Below are 15,783 nucleotides of genomic sequence, written 5' to 3'. Positions count from 1 at the left end.
AACGGCCAAGAGTTGACCGATGGAACAGGGTGATATCGAAAGCCTGAGCTTCGAAGCGGCATTGGCCGAGCTGGAGCAGATCGTGCGCAGCCTCGAACAGGGGCAGGCGCCGCTTGACGAGTCCATCGATCTTTACCAGCGCGGTGACCGGCTTAAGCGACACTGCGAGGCCCGCCTGAAGGCAGCGCAGGCGAAGATCGAAAAGATCGCGCTCGGACCGGACGGACAGCCGGCAGGGACGAGCCCGTTCGATGCTGGTTGAAGCAGCCGAGTCCGACCTGAGACTGGAGGCGTCTCGAATCGCCGCGAAGGTCGACGCCATCTTCGCCCATTATTTGACTGACACCGGCGATGGTCGTGACCGCCTGTTCCAGGCCATGCGCCACGCGGGCATTGGCGGCGGGAAGCATCTACGGCCGTTGCTGACGGTTGCCGCCGGCCGCCTGTTCGCGATTGACGAGGACCGGGCGGTTCGCGCGGGCGCGGCGATCGAGGCGATCCACGTCTACTCGCTGATCCATGACGATCTGCCCTGCATGGATGACGACGACATGCGGCGGGGCAAGCCGACGGTTCACAAGCAGTTCGATGAGGCAACCGCGGTCTTGGCTGGCGACTGTTACCACGACCTGGCGTTTGAACTGATCGCCGATCCCGCCACGCACGAGGATCCGTTCATCCGGTCGGATTTGGTACTGGAACTCGCGCGCGCGTCCGGCCCGAACGGCATGGCGGGCGGCCAGATGCTGGACCTCGTAGCCGAGGGGCAGGCGCTGGACATCGGTGCCGTTACCCGCTTGCAGCAACTCAAGACTGGAGCACTGATCGAATTCTCGGTCGAGGCCGCCTGCATCATGGGTCGCCTTCCGCCGGAAGGGCGCACACCCTATCGCGGTTATGCGCGTAATATCGGTCTCGCATTCCAAATCGCGGACGACCTGCTTGACCATAGCGGGGACGAAGCCGCCGCCGGGAAGCGGCTGCACAAGGATGCGGACGCAGGCAAGGCGACCTTCGTTTCGTTGATGGGGGAGGAGCGGGCGCGGCAGCAATGCACGCTGCTGGTTACCCAGGCCATCGAGCATCTAGCTCAGCATGGCCATGAGGCCGACCTATTGCGCGCTATCGCCCGCTACGTCGAGGAAAGGGATCGCTGATGCCGGCACATGAACGCGTCGGGGTCTATCCTGGAACCTTCGATCCGATCACGCTGGGCCATCTCGACATCATCCGGCGGGGTGCCCACCTTGTTGATCGGCTGGTCATCGGCATCACGACAAATCCGTCCAAGTCGCCGATGTTCACGGTGGAAGAGCGGCTGGCGATGGTCCGGCGCGAGGTCGCCGATTTGCCCGGCGTGACCGTCGTCGAATTCGATTCCCTCCTGATGGACTTTGCAGAGCGTGAAGGGGCCAGCCTCATCCTCCGAGGTCTTCGGGCCGTCGCCGATTTTGAATATGAGTATCAGATGGCGGGGATGAACCAGCAGCTGAACGACGATATCGAGACTGTTTTCCTCATGGCCGACGTTTCGCTGCAGCCGATTGCGTCAAGGCTGGTGAAAGAAATTGCCATCTATGGCGGGGCAATTAACAAATTCGTGACCCCGGCGGTCGCCGCGGACGTCGCCGCAAAGCTAGCAAAATAGGCTGGCGCGCTTCGTCGGCCTGCGATAGTCGGACGACCACGGGGGTGGGAGTGTAAAATGAACAAGAGCCTGATTGCCTTGCCTTTTCTGGCGTTCGCACTGATTGCCGCCAAGCCCGCGCCTCCGCCTGTCAAGCCTGTCGTCTCGCTCGTCGCGCCGGCCGAAATTGCGGCTGATCCCGCCAATCGCTGGACGCTCGAGCTTTCCAACGGCGGGAAGGTAGTCATTCTGCTGCGCCCCGACGTTGCGCCGCAGACGGTTTACCGAATCCAGCAGCTGACCGCGCAGGGCTTCTACAACGGCCTGAAGTTCCATCGCGTTATCCCAGGCTTCATGGCACAGGGCGGCGATCCCAAGGGAACGGGCGAGGGCGGTTCGCCGCTGCCTGACCTCCAGGCCGAGTTCAACGACCTGCCGCACGTTCGCGGCGTTGCCTCGATGGCCCGGGCGGAAGAACCGAATAGCGCCAACAGCCAGTTCTTCATCATGACCGCTCCGCGCTTCAGCCTCGATCATAAATATAGCGCATTCGGCCGCGTCGTCGAAGGCATGGCCTCGGTCGACTCGATCGCGGTGGGCGAGCCGCCTGCGGAGCCGACGACGATCGTCCGCGCAAGCCTCGGAGGCCCGCTGCCGGCGGCGCCGACGATTGCGGCAGTTCCGTCTGCCGAGCCGGTTGCGCCCGCCGAGACGCCTGCCCAGCCCGCTGCGCAAGAGACGCCAGCAAGTAACTGATGCGCGTCGATCTTTTCGACTTCGACCTCCCGCCAGACCGCATTGCCCTAAGGCCCGCCCGTCCGCGGGACGCGGCGCGGCTGTTGCTCGTCACTGGCGAGGTGATGTCGGATCGAACCGTGCTCGATCTTCCCGGCCTGCTGCAACCCGGCGACGTGCTGGTATTCAATGACACTCGGGTCATACCGGCGCAGCTTGAAGGAAAGCGGGGCGATGCGACGGTCGGCGCAACGCTGCACAAGCGCGAAGATTTGCGGAGCTGGTGGGCGTTCGTTCGGAACGCCAGGCGTGTGCGCGACGGCGACCTGATCGATTTCGGCAACGACGTGCGCGCAAGCGCAGTGTGTCGCGACGAACAGGGCGCGATCCTGCTGCATTTCCATGGCGACGAACCTGTCGAGCTATTGCTTGAGCGGGCCGGTGAGATGCCTTTGCCGCCGTATATCGCCAGCAAGCGCGGCATCGATGATTCCGATCGCGCTGATTATCAGACCATGTTCGCGCGCAAGGAGGGAGCAGTTGCCGCCCCGACGGCCGCGCTTCATTTCACCGAACGGTTGCTCGCCGCAATCGAGGAGCGCGGGATCAAGTGCGAAACGCTGACGCTCCATGTCGGGGCTGGCACTTTTCTACCCGTCAAGGCGGATGACACGACCGCGCACCGGATGCATTCGGAATGGGGCCAGATCGACCGGGCTACGGCGGACCGGCTAAATGCCGCCCGCTCGGCCGGGGGGCGCTTGGTTGCGGTCGGAACCACGTCCCTGCGGCTCCTCGAAAGTGCCGCGGGCGAGGACGGCATCATCAACGCCTTCGAAGGCGACACCGCCATCTTTATAACGCCTGGCTACAAGTTCCGTGCGGTTGATGGGCTGATGACCAATTTCCACTTGCCTAAGTCGACGCTGTTCATGCTGGTCTCGGCGCTGATGGGCCTCGATGTGATGAAGCGCGCCTATGCGCACGCGATCGAGCACGATTACCGCTTCTATAGCTACGGCGACTCCTCGCTATTGTTGCCTGCCTAGGCGCGCTTCGCCTGGCGCAAATGAGGGTTGGCACCGGGTATGCCCCCAAGCCAGTGGCTGAGATCTCGGTCGATGACGCGCGACAACAGGATTACCTCATCGCGCAGGGTGTTGGTAATTTGCTCTCGCATGACGGGGTCAAGCGGGGTTCGCTTGGCTGGAACCTTGTTCCATTCAAGCACTGCCTTGCGGACGCGAAAAATGCCGGAAACCAGAGCGCCTTGGCCAGCGTCCAAAGCCTTCTCTCGCTGACGGAATTTTTCGCCCGCCATGACGGTCCGAACCATCTTCGGCGGGCGCTTAAGCAGCCTTTGCAGCCATCCGATGCGGAATGTCTTGTTTTCTCGCCGCTGCCGCCATTTTGTTTCTTCCCAAGGCTCCAACCCAAGGAAATTGCACATTGACTGATACGTACCTTGTGGATCGCCGACGAGGTCATCAAACAGCACAAAGTGGCAGCGCTCCCGGCCAACTGCGTCGATGAACCGTTCGACCGCCGACCCAAGCGCGCCTGCCTCGTCGTAACGAAGGAAGCGGGGATCGACTGCGGAACGAGGAATTGAACGCCCACGCCGTCGGTCCTCGATCTTCGACCACGCTTCGGCGAAATCTTCGATATTCTCGTCACCTGTGATGAGCAGGCGCTGGTGCAGCGAAGGCAACATTTGAAGGGGATCGCGAAGCGCAATTACGAAACGCGCCTCCGGCCAAAGGCGTAGAACCGCTTCCATCCGCTCTGGCAGGTAAAGATAAGTCACCGAGCCCTCGGCGCGCATCTGTCGATTGTCTGTGCAGCTACCGAAAAAACGCCGCAGATATTCCTCATCGACAAAGCGCTGCCGCTTGGACGGATCGATATCCCCAAGGTCATACTGGGTGAAGAAATGGGGCTCCTTGACCGCCGAGAAGCAAACGTCCGGGTGCTGTTGAAGCCAATCTGCAAGCGTAGTGGTTCCGCAGCGCGGGGCACCGACGATAAACGCGAAACGGGGCGTTACTGACACAAAACTTACCTTGCCGGTTGCTTGGAATGGCCGCGTCTATGGAGAGTAAATGCGGCGGGAGTCAGGCCGCGAAATAGCCCCAAAGCAGACGCGCCGTCAGGCCCAGCGACAGAGCTACTAGCAGCGGCCGGATCAGCCTGGCGCCGAATTTCATTGCGCTATGGCTGCCGATCCACCCGCCGGCCATCGCTCCCGCCGCCATGCACAAGCCGAGCAGCCAGAACATCTTGCCTCCGACCGCGAAAAACAGGACGGAGGCGATGTTGCTGGTGAGGTTGAACAGCTTGGTCAACGCGGTGGCCCGGGTCAGCCCGAAGCCGCGAAGGCCGACGAGCGTGGCCGTAAAGAAGCTGCCCGTGCCGGGGCCGAAAAAGCCGTCATAAGCGCCAATCGCGGCGCCAACGGGCGAATAGCCTCGCGCCGAAATGCGCTGGTGCGCATCCTCGTCGCTCATGCGCGGACTCACCAGCACGTACAACGCGACCGCCATCAAAAGTAACGGGATGACGAGCGCCAGAGCCTTCGTGTTGATGGCCTGCACGGCAATAACGCCAGCGCTCGCCCCGGCGAAGACCAGGATTATGGTCAGCATATTGGCTCGCCAGTCGACCAAGCCTTTGCGGGCATAGTTGAAGCAGGCGACCGATGTGCCGAACATCGACTGCAGTTTGTTGGTCGCGAGCGCATTGATCGGCGGCACACCCGCGAACAGAAGCGCGGGCATCATGATAAGCCCGCCGCCACCGGCGATGGCGTCAACGAAGCCGGTCAGCACGGCGACTGCTGTCAGCGCCGGATATACCCAGGTCTCGATCATGCCCCCGCCTGTAGCGGGCCGGCGTTGGAGCCGCTAGGGAGCGGCCCCGATGACTCGCTTCCAATTCCAGATTGCCGCGACCGACGGTGCAGCTCGCACCGGCACGATCCAGATGCAGCGCGGAGAAATCCGCACTCCTGCCTTCATGCCGGTCGGCACCGCCGCGACCGTCAAGGCGATGAAGCCGGAAAGCGTCCGCGCGACGGGCGCCGACATCATCCTTGGCAACACTTACCATCTGATGCTCAGGCCGGGCGCGGAGCGGGTGGCGAAGCTGGGCGGACTTCACAAATTCATGAACTGGCAGAGGCCGATCCTGACGGACAGTGGTGGCTACCAGGTGATGAGCCTGTCGGAGCTTACCAAGGTCACCGACCAAGGCGTTTCGTTCCGCAGCCACCTGGATGGCTCGAGGCATATGCTATCTCCGGAACGTTCGATTGAAGTGCAGCGCTTGCTCGGAAGCGATATTGTCATGCAGTTCGACGAGCTGGTGCGGCCCGACGTGCCGCCAAAGAAGCAGCGCGAGGCGATGGACCGTTCGATCCGCTGGGCCCGACGCTCACGTGACGAGTTCGACCGGGGCGGGGAGCATGCGGAGCGTTCGGCAATTTTCGGCATCCAGCAAGGCGTACTCGACATGGCACTCCGCAAGGAGTCGGCAGACGCCCTGGTCGACATCGGCTTCGACGGCTATGCCGTCGGCGGCCTTGCCGTAGGCGAGGGGCAGGAGGCGATGCTCGGCTGCCTCGATTTTGCGCCCGGCCAGTTGCCTGCGGACAAACCGCGCTACCTCATGGGCGTCGGAAAGCCAGATGACATCGTCGAAGCGGTCCGCCGCGGAATCGACATGTTCGATTGCGTCCTGCCGACGCGGTCCGGGCGGACCGGGCAGGCCTTCACTGCGGATGGCCCGATCAATATTCGCAACGCACGGTTCGCAGAGGACCAGGAACCATTGGACCCGGATTGCTCCTGCCCGACATGCACGACGTATAGCCGTGCCTATGTTCACCATCTCGTGCGATCAGGTGAAATTCTTGGCGCAATGCTGATGACCGAACATAATCTGTGGTTTTACCAGCAGATGATGAAGGGTTTGCGCGACGCGATTGCGGAGGCCCGTTTCACAGCCCACGCGAGCGCATTCCTCGATCGATACTTGCGTGGCCGAAAAGGCGCCTAGAGGGCGCTGAAAGAGAGGAAGCCGGGAACCGGCCCGTTCCAGCCGTCATCATCTTCCCGTGTCGGCTGTCGGCGGGTCTCCTGCCTTGCGGGCGGAGCGGTCTCTGCGGGACGAGTTTCCTGCTGCCTGGGCTCGGCATTTTCTGCCTTGGGCTTGGCGCGGGAACGGCTTCGCGACTTTTTCTCCGCAGGGGCAGCCTCCGCTTGCTCGATTGCCGCCGGTTCCGCATCGGCGCCACCGGCTCGAGGTAGCTTCAGGCCCGTCAGCTTCTCGATCGCTGACACAGCCTCTGCATCTTCCTTGGTCGCTAGCGTGTAGGCAATGCCCTTGGCTCCGGCGCGGCCTGTCCGACCGATCCGGTGGACATAATCGTCCGGCTGCCACGGTACATCGAAGTTCACAACGTGGCTGACGCCTTTCACATCCAGGCCCCGCGCGGCGACGTCGGAAGCCACCAGGATGTTGATTTCGTCCTTCTTGAACCGGTCGAATTCGGCGATGCGGTCAGACTGATCCATGTCGCCTTGGATCTGCCCGACTGCAAATCCGGAACGCTTCAGGCTGGTCGTCAGCTCGCGCACCGTCACCTTCTTGTTGCAGAAAATGATCGCGTTCTTGAGCTCGTCGCTGCGAAGGATTTGCCGAAGAACGTCGCGCTTCTTGTCGCCGCGAGTAATCAGGAGTCGCTGGTCGATGTTGACGTTGGCGGTCGCCGGACGCGCCACCTCGACCGTTTTCGGATCGCTCAGGAACTTGTCGGCCAGTTTCTTGATCGGCGGCGGCATGGTTGCTGAGAAGAGCAGCGTCTGACGGCCCTTCGGCAGCTTGGTGCAAATTTCTTCGATATCGGGGATGAATCCCATGTCCAGCATGCGGTCGGCTTCGTCGATGACGAGCAGGTTGCAGTCGTTGAGCATGATTTTGCCGCGGCCGAAGAGGTCCATGAGCCGGCCCGGCGTCGCGATCAGCACGTCGACGCCCTTCTCGAGCGCTTTCACCTGGTCGCCCATTTGCACGCCGCCAATCAGCAGGGCCATCGAAAGCTTGTGATACTTGCCGTATTTCTCAAAATTCTCGGCAACCTGCGCAGCAAGCTCGCGCGTCGGCTCCAAAATCAGGGACCGCGGCATTCGAGCACGTGTTCGGCCCTCCGCCAGAATGTCGATCATCGGCAAGACGAAGCTCGCGGTCTTGCCAGTACCGGTCTGGGCGATCCCGATAAGGTCCTTGCCCATCAGGACGGGCGGGATGGCGCCCTTCTGGATAGGCGTGGGGATGTCATAGCCGCTGTCAGTGACAGCGCGCAGCAATTGGTCGGAAAGGCCGAGGTCGGCAAAAGGCATCAAATAATCCGGAAAGAAAGAATGAAATTGCGGCCAGTCGGCACCGCGCCGCGAGGCGCGCTACAGGCCACAAGGGTAAATTGTCAAGGAATCGCTAGCGTTTCGGCCGTGGCACCAGCGTCCTGAACCGCTCGATGCGGCAACTGCCGCCTACTCGCGACCGGACCGTTTCGCGCTTGGCGCAGATGCGGTCGTCATCGGGCTGCAGATAAAAACCCCTGTAAAAGTCGAGCGCCGGGCAGGCGCTGTCGAGTTCAGCTCGCATCAACTGCCGGTTGTTCAGCATGAAATCGATTGACGAGGGGCCGGACAGGGCCGCTCCCCTGATCCGGTCCGCGTCCAGGCATTTGGGCCCTTTTTTCTCTGCCCATTCAATCGCCTGGGACATGCGTCGGCGCACGGGAATACGAAGAATGATCTCGTCGCGCACGACCATGCGCCGCACCACCCGCTGCTCGACGGACGGATCAGCGGAAATGCCCAGCAAGGCCGGAAGAAAGCTGATTAGGGTAAAAAGGGTCATGCGGCGGCAACCATTGCGGGAAGCGGCATGACCGGCAAGCCTTGAATATCGGATGAATTTTCTGCGAATTCGGCGCCGCCCAGCCGGTTCCAAATGCCTTGCACTTGATAGGGCCTGCTACTAGAGCCGGGCGGATTCTTTCGCGGACCCGGCCGGATCATGTTGTCCGAGGGGGTTCGCCCTTTTTCGGAGACTCACAATATGGCGAGCCAAGCGCCGAACAGCCTGCCGCTCTTGTATAACAATCTTGAACCGTTGAACCGCAATCGGCATGCCAATTTCAAGGTGCGGCGCTCGGCCGGTCTCGACCGTATGGCGAACACCCATGCAATTCCTGTCACAGTCGATGAGTTCACGATGGCCCAGCGCCATTTTCCGATTGTGTTTTCCGTCGGCGAGAACTCGATTCCGATCGCGCTGATGGGCTTGCACGAAGGAACGAACACTTTCTTCAGCAAGGAAGGGGCTCTCCTCGACCCCAGCATCTATGTTCCGGCCTATCTGCGCCGTTTCCCGTTCATGCTGGCGCGACTTCGAGACGACAGCGACGAACTGTCGCTTTGCTTCGATCCGACGGCCGACGCGATCACCGAAGATGGCGAAGGGGAGCCGTTGTTCGATGGTGATCAGCCATCGGAAGCGACCAAGGCAGTCTTGGAGTTTTGCGAACAGTTCGAACAGGCTGGCCAGCGCACGCAGGCCTTCATGAGCGAGCTGAAGGACATGGACCTGCTGATGGACGGCGAAGTCGCCATTCAGCCGGAAGGCGCCCAGCAGCCGTTTATCTATCGCGGCTTTCGCATGATCGACGAGGAGAAGTTCCGGAACCTTCGCGGTGACGAGCTTCGCAAGATGAACCAGAGCGGCATGCTGCCGCTGATCATGGCGCACATGTTCTCACTGTCGGTCATCCGCGACGTTTTCGCCCGACAGGTGATGCAAGGCTCCGGTCCGGCAATGCCGCCCGCCCAGCCAGCAACGGCGGAAGCTTGACCGACTGACATTTCGGAGGGCGGTTCCGTTCGGCCGCTAGGCCGGATGATGACGCAGCATTGAAATGGCGCGGCGCCATCCCACATCGGGGATACGCCGGGCCGCTTTCGTCTGATCCCCTTGGGCGTTGGCCCGGCTCGCATCCTCGTCGAGGGTGCGTTCCTCCCTGAACTTCCGGCCATCCCGGCCACGCCGGGGTGGCCGCTTTTTATTCGGCGGCGATAGGAAACGCGCGGTCGGAAAGCATGTCGCCGAGTTGGAGCGCCACTTGTTCCAGCATGCGTGCAATCCGGTCGAATTCCGCGCCGGCGGTGCGTCCATCGCGGTCAAGATAGCAGCCGCGATCGATCTCCAGCTGGATTGCGTGAACGCCCAGCTCTGGGCGGCCATGCCGCGCGACAATCGCTCCGCCCGCGTACGGGTCATTCAACGCCGTGCGGAAACCTTCCGAACGCACAATCCGTGCAACCTCCGCAGTAAGCCATCCGGATGCGCTGCTTCCATTCCGGTCCCCGATCACGACATCCGCATTTGGGGCGGCCCTCGTCGGCATCGAATGGCAATCGACAAGCACCACCTCGCCAAACCTCGCCGCCATGTCGGCTAATCCCGCCGCAATCAGTGCGTGATAGGGCCGGTGCACCTGGTCCACGCGCCTAGCGAGCTCGGCGCGATCAATCGGCTGTCGCCACAGCGCACCGTGGCGATGCGTCCGAGACGGGATCAGACCGAGACCGTGGCGCGCGCGAGGCCCGACCGGAGCGGGTGATATGTTCCGGATCGCTGCGGGGTCGACCTCTTCTTCGTCCCGGTTGCAATCAATGACCGCCCGGGGAACCGGCTGCACGACCGCCCCGATGCCGGCTGAAATGGCTCGCCACGCGAGCCGGTCAACGAGTGGATCTTCAAGAGCTTCGAGCGCCAGCCGCCCCTGCGACGCATTGGCCAGGATACCGGCATCATAGTCGCGGCCCGAATGCGGCACCGACAGAAGGACGGGCAGGCTCGCGCGGGGCGGGTGAACAATTGCGGGAGGATAGGGGTTCATCGGCAACAGGTTGAGCCTAACCGTGCCAAATGCGGACAGCAATCGCTTCCATGCATTGCGCGTGCTGGAAAATATTTAAGGTTAGGCGCATAGAGAGAATGCGATGATCAGGATCCTGCTGGCCGAAGACGATACGTCGATGCGCGAATATCTGCAGCGCGCGCTGCAACGTGTCGGCTATGATGTCGAGGCGGTCGGTTGCGGAACCGAAGCCATGCCGCTCCTCGAAGCTGGCAAATATGATCTGCTACTGACCGATATCGTGATGCCGGAAATGGACGGCATCGAGCTGGCGCAAAAGGCCAGCGCAATCGACCCAGCGATCCGCGTCATGTTCATCACGGGATTTGCCGCAGTGGCTCTTCAGGGAGGCCGTACGGCGCCCGAAGCCAAGCTGCTCAGCAAGCCGTTCCACCTGAAGGATCTCGTCGCCGAGGTTGATCGCCTGTTCCAGACCGAGGACCAGCACGGCCGCCTATAACTGTTGTGCTCGGCGGTCCTTTAACGATTGCAGCACCTGCCGCGCTAAATCCCCTTGCGGGACCGGCGTTCGCCCCTTAAAGGCCCCCTCCAGATGTTCCCGCCGGCCCGCCGGCGGTTACCCCGGGTGGGCGTGTAGCTCAGTGGTAGAGCACTGTGTTGACATCGCAGGGGTCGCAAGTTCAATCCTTGCCACGCCCACCATTTTTTCCGCAGAAAACAGCCGTTTAGATGGTGCTGGCCGAGGCACGTTCGCGCCAGTTTCGGCCCGATTCGCGCATCGGCGTGCCACTTTTTTGGGCACGTGCTGGGCACGGATTGGCCGGCCCGAGGGCGTTAGGTTTTCGTTAGCCACGATTATTTCGTTTGGCCCGATTGACGGCAAAATCGGCTCCACCGATACTAATGATGGCGCCGGCTCCCTTGGGACGATCGGTGGCCGGCTTCACGCCATTGCACAAGCTAGACGCTCGTGGATCTCTGGCCATGGTGTGAAGTGCTTTGGCCAGGGATCCGCGGGCGTCGGGCAATGGGAGCATCCCTTGGCTCGAAAAATTTCTGCCCATGCGCGACCAAGCCGGCGCATGGGACAGGCGGCGGTGGAGCAATCTATCCAGCCGCAAAATCCGGTGAGGACTGCGTTCGCTGAGCTCGCCGCCAGGATCGAAACTGGCGGCGAGGGAATGTCGGCGGGCGCGATCGGTCAAGTCCAAGAGGGCGCGGCCGCAAGCCAATTCGCTCGCCCTCCGCCGGTCGAGCGTCCTGGGGCGACGCCATTGGCAGCGCCCCATCTTCTCACGCCCCAAGACATCGCAGCGCGGCTGCAGGTCGAGACGATCGATGCCCGGCGGTGGGTCTTGAGGCTCTTTAATCAGCACGGAGTGCCCTTCATTCGTGTGCGCGGTCGCTTCCGCGCCACCGAAGAGCAATACCGACAGCTTGTGGAACGACTATCATGCTCAGCATGCGCCAGCGCGGGAAAGCGCAAATCTACTACATCCGTGGTTCGGTCTCGCTCGGGTCGAAACGCATCGACGTCCCAGAGTTCAGTTCAGGCACGAGTGACCGAGATGCTGCGACGTACTTGAAGAACGAACGGGAAACCGAACTTACGCGAGAGCTAATGTTCGGACCCAGGGCGCAAGTAGCGAGAGCTACCATCGCCGACGCGTTCCACGAATATCTGACGAAGCCGGAAAGGCCGAATTCGTCGGATGTGATCCGTGTCGGCAAGATGAATGACTTCGTTGGCGAAATGAGCATGGAAAATCCTCATTCCGTTTGGCAGAAGTTTCGAGAGGCGCATCTGGTCGAGCACGCCCCGGCTGGACAGGATCGTTATCGATCAGTCCTACAGGCCGCGATCAACGTTTACCGGAAAAACCGCAATCTGGAGCCCATCCGGATTGCGACAATTTCGTTCAAGAACAAAAGGGTGCGATTCCTCAGTCGCGAGCAACGTGATCTCCTCATAGCATCGTACGCGCCGCATGTGCAGCCGATCGCGACAGTGCTCTGCTTTCAAGGCTGCCGTACCCAAGAGGGCTTGCAGCTTCAGTGGGGCATCGGCGGCGTCGACATGGAGCGCGGCACGATTTTCTTCGCGCGAACCAAATCTGGGGAGCCCCGGACGGTCGCGATGCATCCTCGCGTTCGCGCTGTGCTCGAGCCATTATGGGAGAGCAGGGGACGGCCGTCTGATGGCCATGTCTTCCTCAACATTGACGGCAAACCTTACCAAGACACCCGGGACGCCAAGATCCAGGGGGGGAATCCGTTGAAGAGTGCCCACAAGACGGCATGCAAACGTGCCAAAATTCTCGACTTCACACCGCATGACTGGCGACACCATTGGGCCAGCCATTGCGTGATGGCCGGCATCGTTCTCCTGACCATCCAGATCATGGGTGGCTGGAAGTCCCTTCGAATGGTGGAAAGGTATGCCGCGGTCGATACGCCGCATCAGCACGACGCCGTCCTCAAAATTACGTAGCTGGTGAAGCGCTTTTAAGCGCCCTTCTCAGTCGCTGAGTGCTGCTCGCCAACCGCCCGTAAGCAGACTTAGTCAGCGTCGGTAGGATTGTAGGACGTGATGGCCAAGACGGGATTCCCAACATGGATCCAGGTCGTTATTCCGATGATAGCGAAATCAATGGTTATGCCATCGATGTCGGGGGAGCAGGACGAATGGCAGGCAAAATTCAGGCGATACGCTTCAAGCAATGGCTTCCCGAATGGGACGAATTCGATTTCGATCCCAGCCAGCACCGTCGTAAGCCCGACGCGCACATCCTCTTGTTTTCCATGCCGGCAGTCCAATTGCGCGCGCTCAGCGGCGTCTATCGCCGAACGCGCGACAATGACGGCGGTGAAGGCCTGCAGCGGCTTCACGATCCCAAGAGATCGGCGGCGATTCGCGATTTCGTGCGCTACGGTCATCCCTACAGCGGCCTGCCGATCGCCGCACGTGACGACTCCTCGGCCGCCATGCGCAAGCCCGGCTGGTTGCCGACCGCAATTGTGGTCAACATCTTAACCAAGGACGACGAGCGACGGGGCCGGAAAGTCGACCCCAGCGATCTCGTATCGATCAGCGACGATGGAAACAGCCGGGGCGAGTTAACGCTGCCGTACGCAGACCGGCTGGAACAATGGACTCCGTCGGCTCTCGAGCCCTTCGAAGTGATCGATGGTCAGCACCGGCTTTGGGCTTTTGATGAGGCGTTGAAAGACGGCAGCCTTCCCGGCGACTTCGAGCTCCCGGTGGTGGCATTCACCGGCCTCGACGTTGGGTGGCAGGCATATCTATTCTGGTCGATCAATGTGTCGCCCAAGCGCATCAATCCCAGCCATGCTTTCGACCTGTTTCCGCTGCTGAGATCGGCCGAATGGCTGGAAACCTTGTCAGATTTACGCATCTATCGTCAGGCGCGCGCGCAGGAACTGACAGAAATCCTCTACGCACAGCCAGAAAGCCCCTTTCACAATCGCATCAACATGCTCGGCGAATCCTCGCGGACGGCGCCCCGTGGCGCGGGCGTTACGCAGGCGGGCTGGGTACAGGCGATCACCACCAGCTTCCTCTCGACCGGCAGCGGGCGTTCCGCTTCCGGTCTGTTCGCTGCCGACGTTACCCCGGCCACGGGGCCGTTGCCTTGGTCGCGCCCCCAGCAAGCTGCCTTCCTCATCGCTTTGTGGGAAATGGTGCGCCGCGCGATCCTCGACGGCAAGTATGGCTGGGTCGACCAGCTAGTCCATGCCGGCGGACAGGAGAGCCTCGCGCACGACTCGGCTGACGCCTTCACCGGCAACCGCACCATGCTGAACCAAGAGCAAGGCGTTCGGGGCGTCCTTGCCGTTGCGAACGAAATCTTCTTCGCGCTTGCGAAGCTCCGGCCCAAGTTGTTCGACCTCGATACTCGGATCGTCGCGGGCGCGGCTACGACGCCGGAAGATGTAACCCTAGCACTCACTGAGCTCGAGCAATCCGAGCTTTTCGACCAGGTCCGCGCGTTCGGGGCTGCGATCGCCGGCTTCGATTGGCGCTCCGCAGACGCCCCGGGCCTGTCGGACGAGCAAAGGCTGCTGAAGCGCGCGTTCCGGGGCAGCAGCGGATATGTCGCTCTTCGCGAGCAATTGTTTCGCCATCTTTCGAGCGGCCCTAAGCCCATCGGCGACATTGCCGACGAAGCGCTGAAGCGCCTAGCCTGAGATGACCGCACAGCTCAGCGTTGCCGACCGAACCAGCCTCGCGCTCGCCGACCCGGCGGTTGTCATCAACGCGCTCGGCCGGTTCAGGACGCAGGCCTGTCCTCCTTGGCTGCCGGCGGGCTATCCTTACTCTGATGGCGCGTTGCCCAAGGCGCAGGCCGCGTTCGCAGCCGTCTCCGGCGCTGATATGCTTGAGGTCATTGCCGTCCGTGGGCCATTGCACGCGGTCGACGGCTGGACGTACCTTGGACGAGCATTATCGGCGCTTCTTGCCGGACAGGCGCACGCTTCGCGACATCTCGCCTATTACGCCGAGCTTCGCGCGGCCTTGTCGATCCTGGCAAGCTCCGGAATCGGAGTTTTCAATCGCCGCAATGCCGTCATCGACAGCGCTGGGGCCGTGCACTTGCTCGACGAGCATGGCACGCACGACATGGCTTGGCTGGCACTGGCGGAGTGGTCGACGGCGCCATCGAGCGTCAAGCGGCTCATTGGCCCGATCGGTTTCGCCGGCGCGTCCCTTCTCGATCCTTTTCGCGAGTTCTTTCCGGCTGGAGTTTCAACGGCCCTCGCGCAGCTTATGACCGAATGGGGCTTCGACCTTGAGCAAGGCGTGTCCGACCGCGACCAGCGCAACTGGTCGAGCTACCAGCCGACGGCGCTCGGCCCTATTACTACCACACCAGCTGACGACGCGGCCTTCCTCGCCATGTTCTGGCACGCGTGCCGCCCCAACGGCGTCGAACTTGAGCGCCACCTCCTGCGCATCCTGCTCGAAACTGAGGCCCGCTCACATTTCCTTACGGTTGCCGATTATGAACATCGCTACGATCGGCTGCACGAAAGCGTCAAAGCCGTCGTTCCGTTCGATTTTCTAAAGCGCGTGACCGACCCAATTGACCATGACTTCCTGATCCAGATGTCGGTAAAGACATTGCCGGCCCCGCCTTATGCGATGATGTGCCGCGCCGCTTTGCTGCTGCGGTTGGCGACGGGCATGGCCGAAGACAATCTACGTGCCGCCGGCGTTCAGCCGTGCCACCATTTCCAGGAGTGGTGGCAAGACTTCGGCGCGAGTCACGGCTTGTGGGCGCCGGGCATGCCACCCGCTGCCAGCGCTGATCTCTGGTCGGATATCGACCTCGCGCTCGAGGAAAGCGCGTTGGCGCCGACCGGCCATCGGCTCGAGTGGGTGACCGCGCTTGCCAGCAATGCAGTCCGCGTCTGCGAAACGGAGCGGGCGGCGCTTTGGGGACTGTTTCAGTGA

General features: G+C 61.8%; 16 protein-coding genes and 1 tRNA gene. 12 read left to right on the top strand and 5 right to left on the bottom strand.

The annotated features are described in order from the left end of the window. Positions 1 to 19: 19 nt before the first annotated feature. Genes D3M59_RS02440 through queA form a run of 5 tightly spaced genes read left to right on the top strand, consistent with a single transcriptional unit; the run spans position 20 to position 3,411 of the window. Complete coding sequence (locus tag D3M59_RS02440; protein ID WP_119531265.1) at positions 20 to 262, top strand: exodeoxyribonuclease VII small subunit; 243 nt, start codon at positions 20 to 22, stop codon at positions 260 to 262. Beyond that, positions 252 to 1,157 (top strand): polyprenyl synthetase family protein, encoded by a 906-nt coding sequence (locus D3M59_RS02435; protein ID WP_119531263.1) that lies wholly within the window; start codon positions 252 to 254, stop codon positions 1,155 to 1,157. Before D3M59_RS02440 ends, D3M59_RS02435 begins: the two co-directional genes overlap by 11 nt. Further along, positions 1,157 to 1,648, top strand: a complete 492-nt coding sequence (coaD, locus tag D3M59_RS02430; RefSeq protein WP_119531261.1) for a pantetheine-phosphate adenylyltransferase — start codon at positions 1,157 to 1,159, stop codon at positions 1,646 to 1,648. The genes D3M59_RS02435 and coaD overlap by 1 nt, the downstream gene beginning before the upstream one ends. A gap of 57 nt (positions 1,649 to 1,705) precedes the next feature. Next, positions 1,706 to 2,383, top strand: coding sequence for a peptidylprolyl isomerase (locus tag D3M59_RS02425; protein ID WP_119531259.1), 678 nt, complete (start codon positions 1,706 to 1,708; stop codon positions 2,381 to 2,383). Further along, on the top strand, positions 2,383 to 3,411 hold the full coding sequence (gene queA, locus D3M59_RS02420) for a tRNA preQ1(34) S-adenosylmethionine ribosyltransferase-isomerase QueA (protein WP_119531257.1): 1,029 nt from the start codon (positions 2,383 to 2,385) through the stop codon (positions 3,409 to 3,411). Before D3M59_RS02425 ends, queA begins: the two co-directional genes overlap by 1 nt. Here queA and D3M59_RS02415 read toward each other — a convergent pair. Further along, positions 3,408 to 4,415 (bottom strand): sulfotransferase family protein, encoded by a 1,008-nt coding sequence (locus tag D3M59_RS02415; protein WP_119531255.1) that lies wholly within the window; start codon positions 4,413 to 4,415, stop codon positions 3,408 to 3,410. The genes queA and D3M59_RS02415 overlap by 4 nt on opposite strands. A 61-nt stretch (positions 4,416 to 4,476) precedes the next feature. After that, on the bottom strand, positions 4,477 to 5,232 hold the full coding sequence (locus D3M59_RS02410) for a TSUP family transporter (RefSeq protein ID WP_119531253.1): 756 nt from the start codon (positions 5,230 to 5,232) through the stop codon (positions 4,477 to 4,479). A gap of 49 nt (positions 5,233 to 5,281) precedes the next feature. Between D3M59_RS02410 and tgt the strand changes: the two genes are divergently transcribed. Continuing rightward, on the top strand, positions 5,282 to 6,418 hold the full coding sequence (gene tgt, locus D3M59_RS02405; protein ID WP_119531251.1) for a tRNA guanosine(34) transglycosylase Tgt: 1,137 nt from the start codon (positions 5,282 to 5,284) through the stop codon (positions 6,416 to 6,418). Here the strand turns inward: tgt and D3M59_RS02400 are convergent. Beyond that, on the bottom strand, positions 6,415 to 7,761 hold the full coding sequence (locus D3M59_RS02400) for a DEAD/DEAH box helicase (RefSeq protein WP_119531249.1): 1,347 nt from the start codon (positions 7,759 to 7,761) through the stop codon (positions 6,415 to 6,417). The two genes, tgt and D3M59_RS02400, sit on opposite strands and share 4 nt — an antisense overlap. Before the next feature lie 94 nt (positions 7,762 to 7,855). Continuing rightward, a complete protein-coding gene (locus D3M59_RS02395) occupies positions 7,856 to 8,284 on the bottom strand; it encodes a hypothetical protein (RefSeq protein ID WP_119531247.1) in 429 nt (142 codons plus the stop codon). A gap of 201 nt (positions 8,285 to 8,485) precedes the next feature. Here D3M59_RS02395 and D3M59_RS02390 point away from each other — a divergent pair, with 201 nt between their 5' ends. Further along, positions 8,486 to 9,277 (top strand): SapC family protein, encoded by a 792-nt coding sequence (locus D3M59_RS02390; RefSeq protein WP_119531245.1) that lies wholly within the window; start codon positions 8,486 to 8,488, stop codon positions 9,275 to 9,277. A 208-nt stretch (positions 9,278 to 9,485) separates the two neighbouring features. On the opposite strand, the gene D3M59_RS02385 is transcribed toward D3M59_RS02390, so the two are convergent. Continuing rightward, positions 9,486 to 10,325: an N-formylglutamate amidohydrolase gene (locus tag D3M59_RS02385; RefSeq protein WP_147416681.1), complete on the bottom strand. Its 840-nt coding sequence runs from the start codon at positions 10,323 to 10,325 to the stop codon at positions 9,486 to 9,488. A gap of 103 nt (positions 10,326 to 10,428) precedes the next feature. Here D3M59_RS02385 and cpdR point away from each other — a divergent pair, with 103 nt between their 5' ends. The 5 genes from cpdR to D3M59_RS02355 all read left to right on the top strand — a co-directional run bounded on the left by cpdR (position 10,429) and on the right by D3M59_RS02355 (position 15,783). Beyond that, on the top strand, positions 10,429 to 10,806 hold the full coding sequence (gene cpdR, locus D3M59_RS02380; protein WP_119531241.1) for a cell cycle two-component system response regulator CpdR: 378 nt from the start codon (positions 10,429 to 10,431) through the stop codon (positions 10,804 to 10,806). Between the two features lie 128 nt (positions 10,807 to 10,934). After that, a tRNA-Val gene (locus D3M59_RS02375) sits at positions 10,935 to 11,009 on the top strand. Positions 11,010 to 11,760: 751 nt separating this feature from the next. Next, positions 11,761 to 12,798: a tyrosine-type recombinase/integrase gene (locus D3M59_RS02365; RefSeq protein ID WP_119531237.1), complete on the top strand. Its 1,038-nt coding sequence runs from the start codon at positions 11,761 to 11,763 to the stop codon at positions 12,796 to 12,798. Positions 12,799 to 12,992: 194 nt separating this feature from the next. Next, positions 12,993 to 14,516 carry a DGQHR domain-containing protein gene (locus D3M59_RS02360; protein ID WP_158581926.1) on the top strand — a complete coding sequence of 508 codons (1,524 nt, stop codon included), beginning with the start codon at positions 12,993 to 12,995 and terminating at the stop codon, positions 14,514 to 14,516. Position 14,517: 1 nt separating this feature from the next. Next, positions 14,518 to 15,783 (top strand): hypothetical protein, encoded by a 1,266-nt coding sequence (locus tag D3M59_RS02355; RefSeq protein ID WP_119531233.1) that lies wholly within the window; start codon positions 14,518 to 14,520, stop codon positions 15,781 to 15,783.

This window comes from Sphingomonas edaphi (assembly GCF_003583725.1).
GTDB lineage: Bacteria > Pseudomonadota > Alphaproteobacteria > Sphingomonadales > Sphingomonadaceae > Sphingomicrobium > Sphingomicrobium edaphi.
The sequence above is the reverse complement of the archived record's forward strand: the minus strand, read 5'-3'. Positions and strand labels throughout refer to the sequence as shown.

What these genes read in the sequence shown, in the direction of transcription:
- D3M59_RS02440 (WP_119531265.1), top strand. Translation starts at nt 20, where the DNA reads ATGGAACAGGGTGATATCGAAAGCCTGAGCTTCGAAGCGGCATTGGCC.
- D3M59_RS02435 (WP_119531263.1), top strand. Translation starts at nt 252, where the DNA reads ATGCTGGTTGAAGCAGCCGAGTCCGACCTGAGACTGGAGGCGTCTCGA.
- coaD (WP_119531261.1), top strand. Translation starts at nt 1,157, where the DNA reads ATGCCGGCACATGAACGCGTCGGGGTCTATCCTGGAACCTTCGATCCG.
- D3M59_RS02425 (WP_119531259.1), top strand. Translation starts at nt 1,706, where the DNA reads ATGAACAAGAGCCTGATTGCCTTGCCTTTTCTGGCGTTCGCACTGATT.
- queA (WP_119531257.1), top strand. Translation starts at nt 2,383, where the DNA reads ATGCGCGTCGATCTTTTCGACTTCGACCTCCCGCCAGACCGCATTGCC.
- D3M59_RS02410 (WP_119531253.1), bottom strand. Translation starts at nt 5,232, where the DNA reads ATGATCGAGACCTGGGTATATCCGGCGCTGACAGCAGTCGCCGTGCTG.
- tgt (WP_119531251.1), top strand. Translation starts at nt 5,282, where the DNA reads ATGACTCGCTTCCAATTCCAGATTGCCGCGACCGACGGTGCAGCTCGC.
- D3M59_RS02400 (WP_119531249.1), bottom strand. Translation starts at nt 7,761, where the DNA reads ATGCCTTTTGCCGACCTCGGCCTTTCCGACCAATTGCTGCGCGCTGTC.
- D3M59_RS02395 (WP_119531247.1), bottom strand. Translation starts at nt 8,284, where the DNA reads ATGACCCTTTTTACCCTAATCAGCTTTCTTCCGGCCTTGCTGGGCATT.
- D3M59_RS02390 (WP_119531245.1), top strand. Translation starts at nt 8,486, where the DNA reads ATGGCGAGCCAAGCGCCGAACAGCCTGCCGCTCTTGTATAACAATCTT.
- D3M59_RS02385 (WP_147416681.1), bottom strand. Translation starts at nt 10,325, where the DNA reads ATGAACCCCTATCCTCCCGCAATTGTTCACCCGCCCCGCGCGAGCCTG.
- cpdR (WP_119531241.1), top strand. Translation starts at nt 10,429, where the DNA reads ATGATCAGGATCCTGCTGGCCGAAGACGATACGTCGATGCGCGAATAT.
- D3M59_RS02365 (WP_119531237.1), top strand. Translation starts at nt 11,761, where the DNA reads ATGCTCAGCATGCGCCAGCGCGGGAAAGCGCAAATCTACTACATCCGT.
- D3M59_RS02360 (WP_158581926.1), top strand. Translation starts at nt 12,993, where the DNA reads ATGGCAGGCAAAATTCAGGCGATACGCTTCAAGCAATGGCTTCCCGAA.
- D3M59_RS02355 (WP_119531233.1), top strand. Translation starts at nt 14,518, where the DNA reads ATGACCGCACAGCTCAGCGTTGCCGACCGAACCAGCCTCGCGCTCGCC.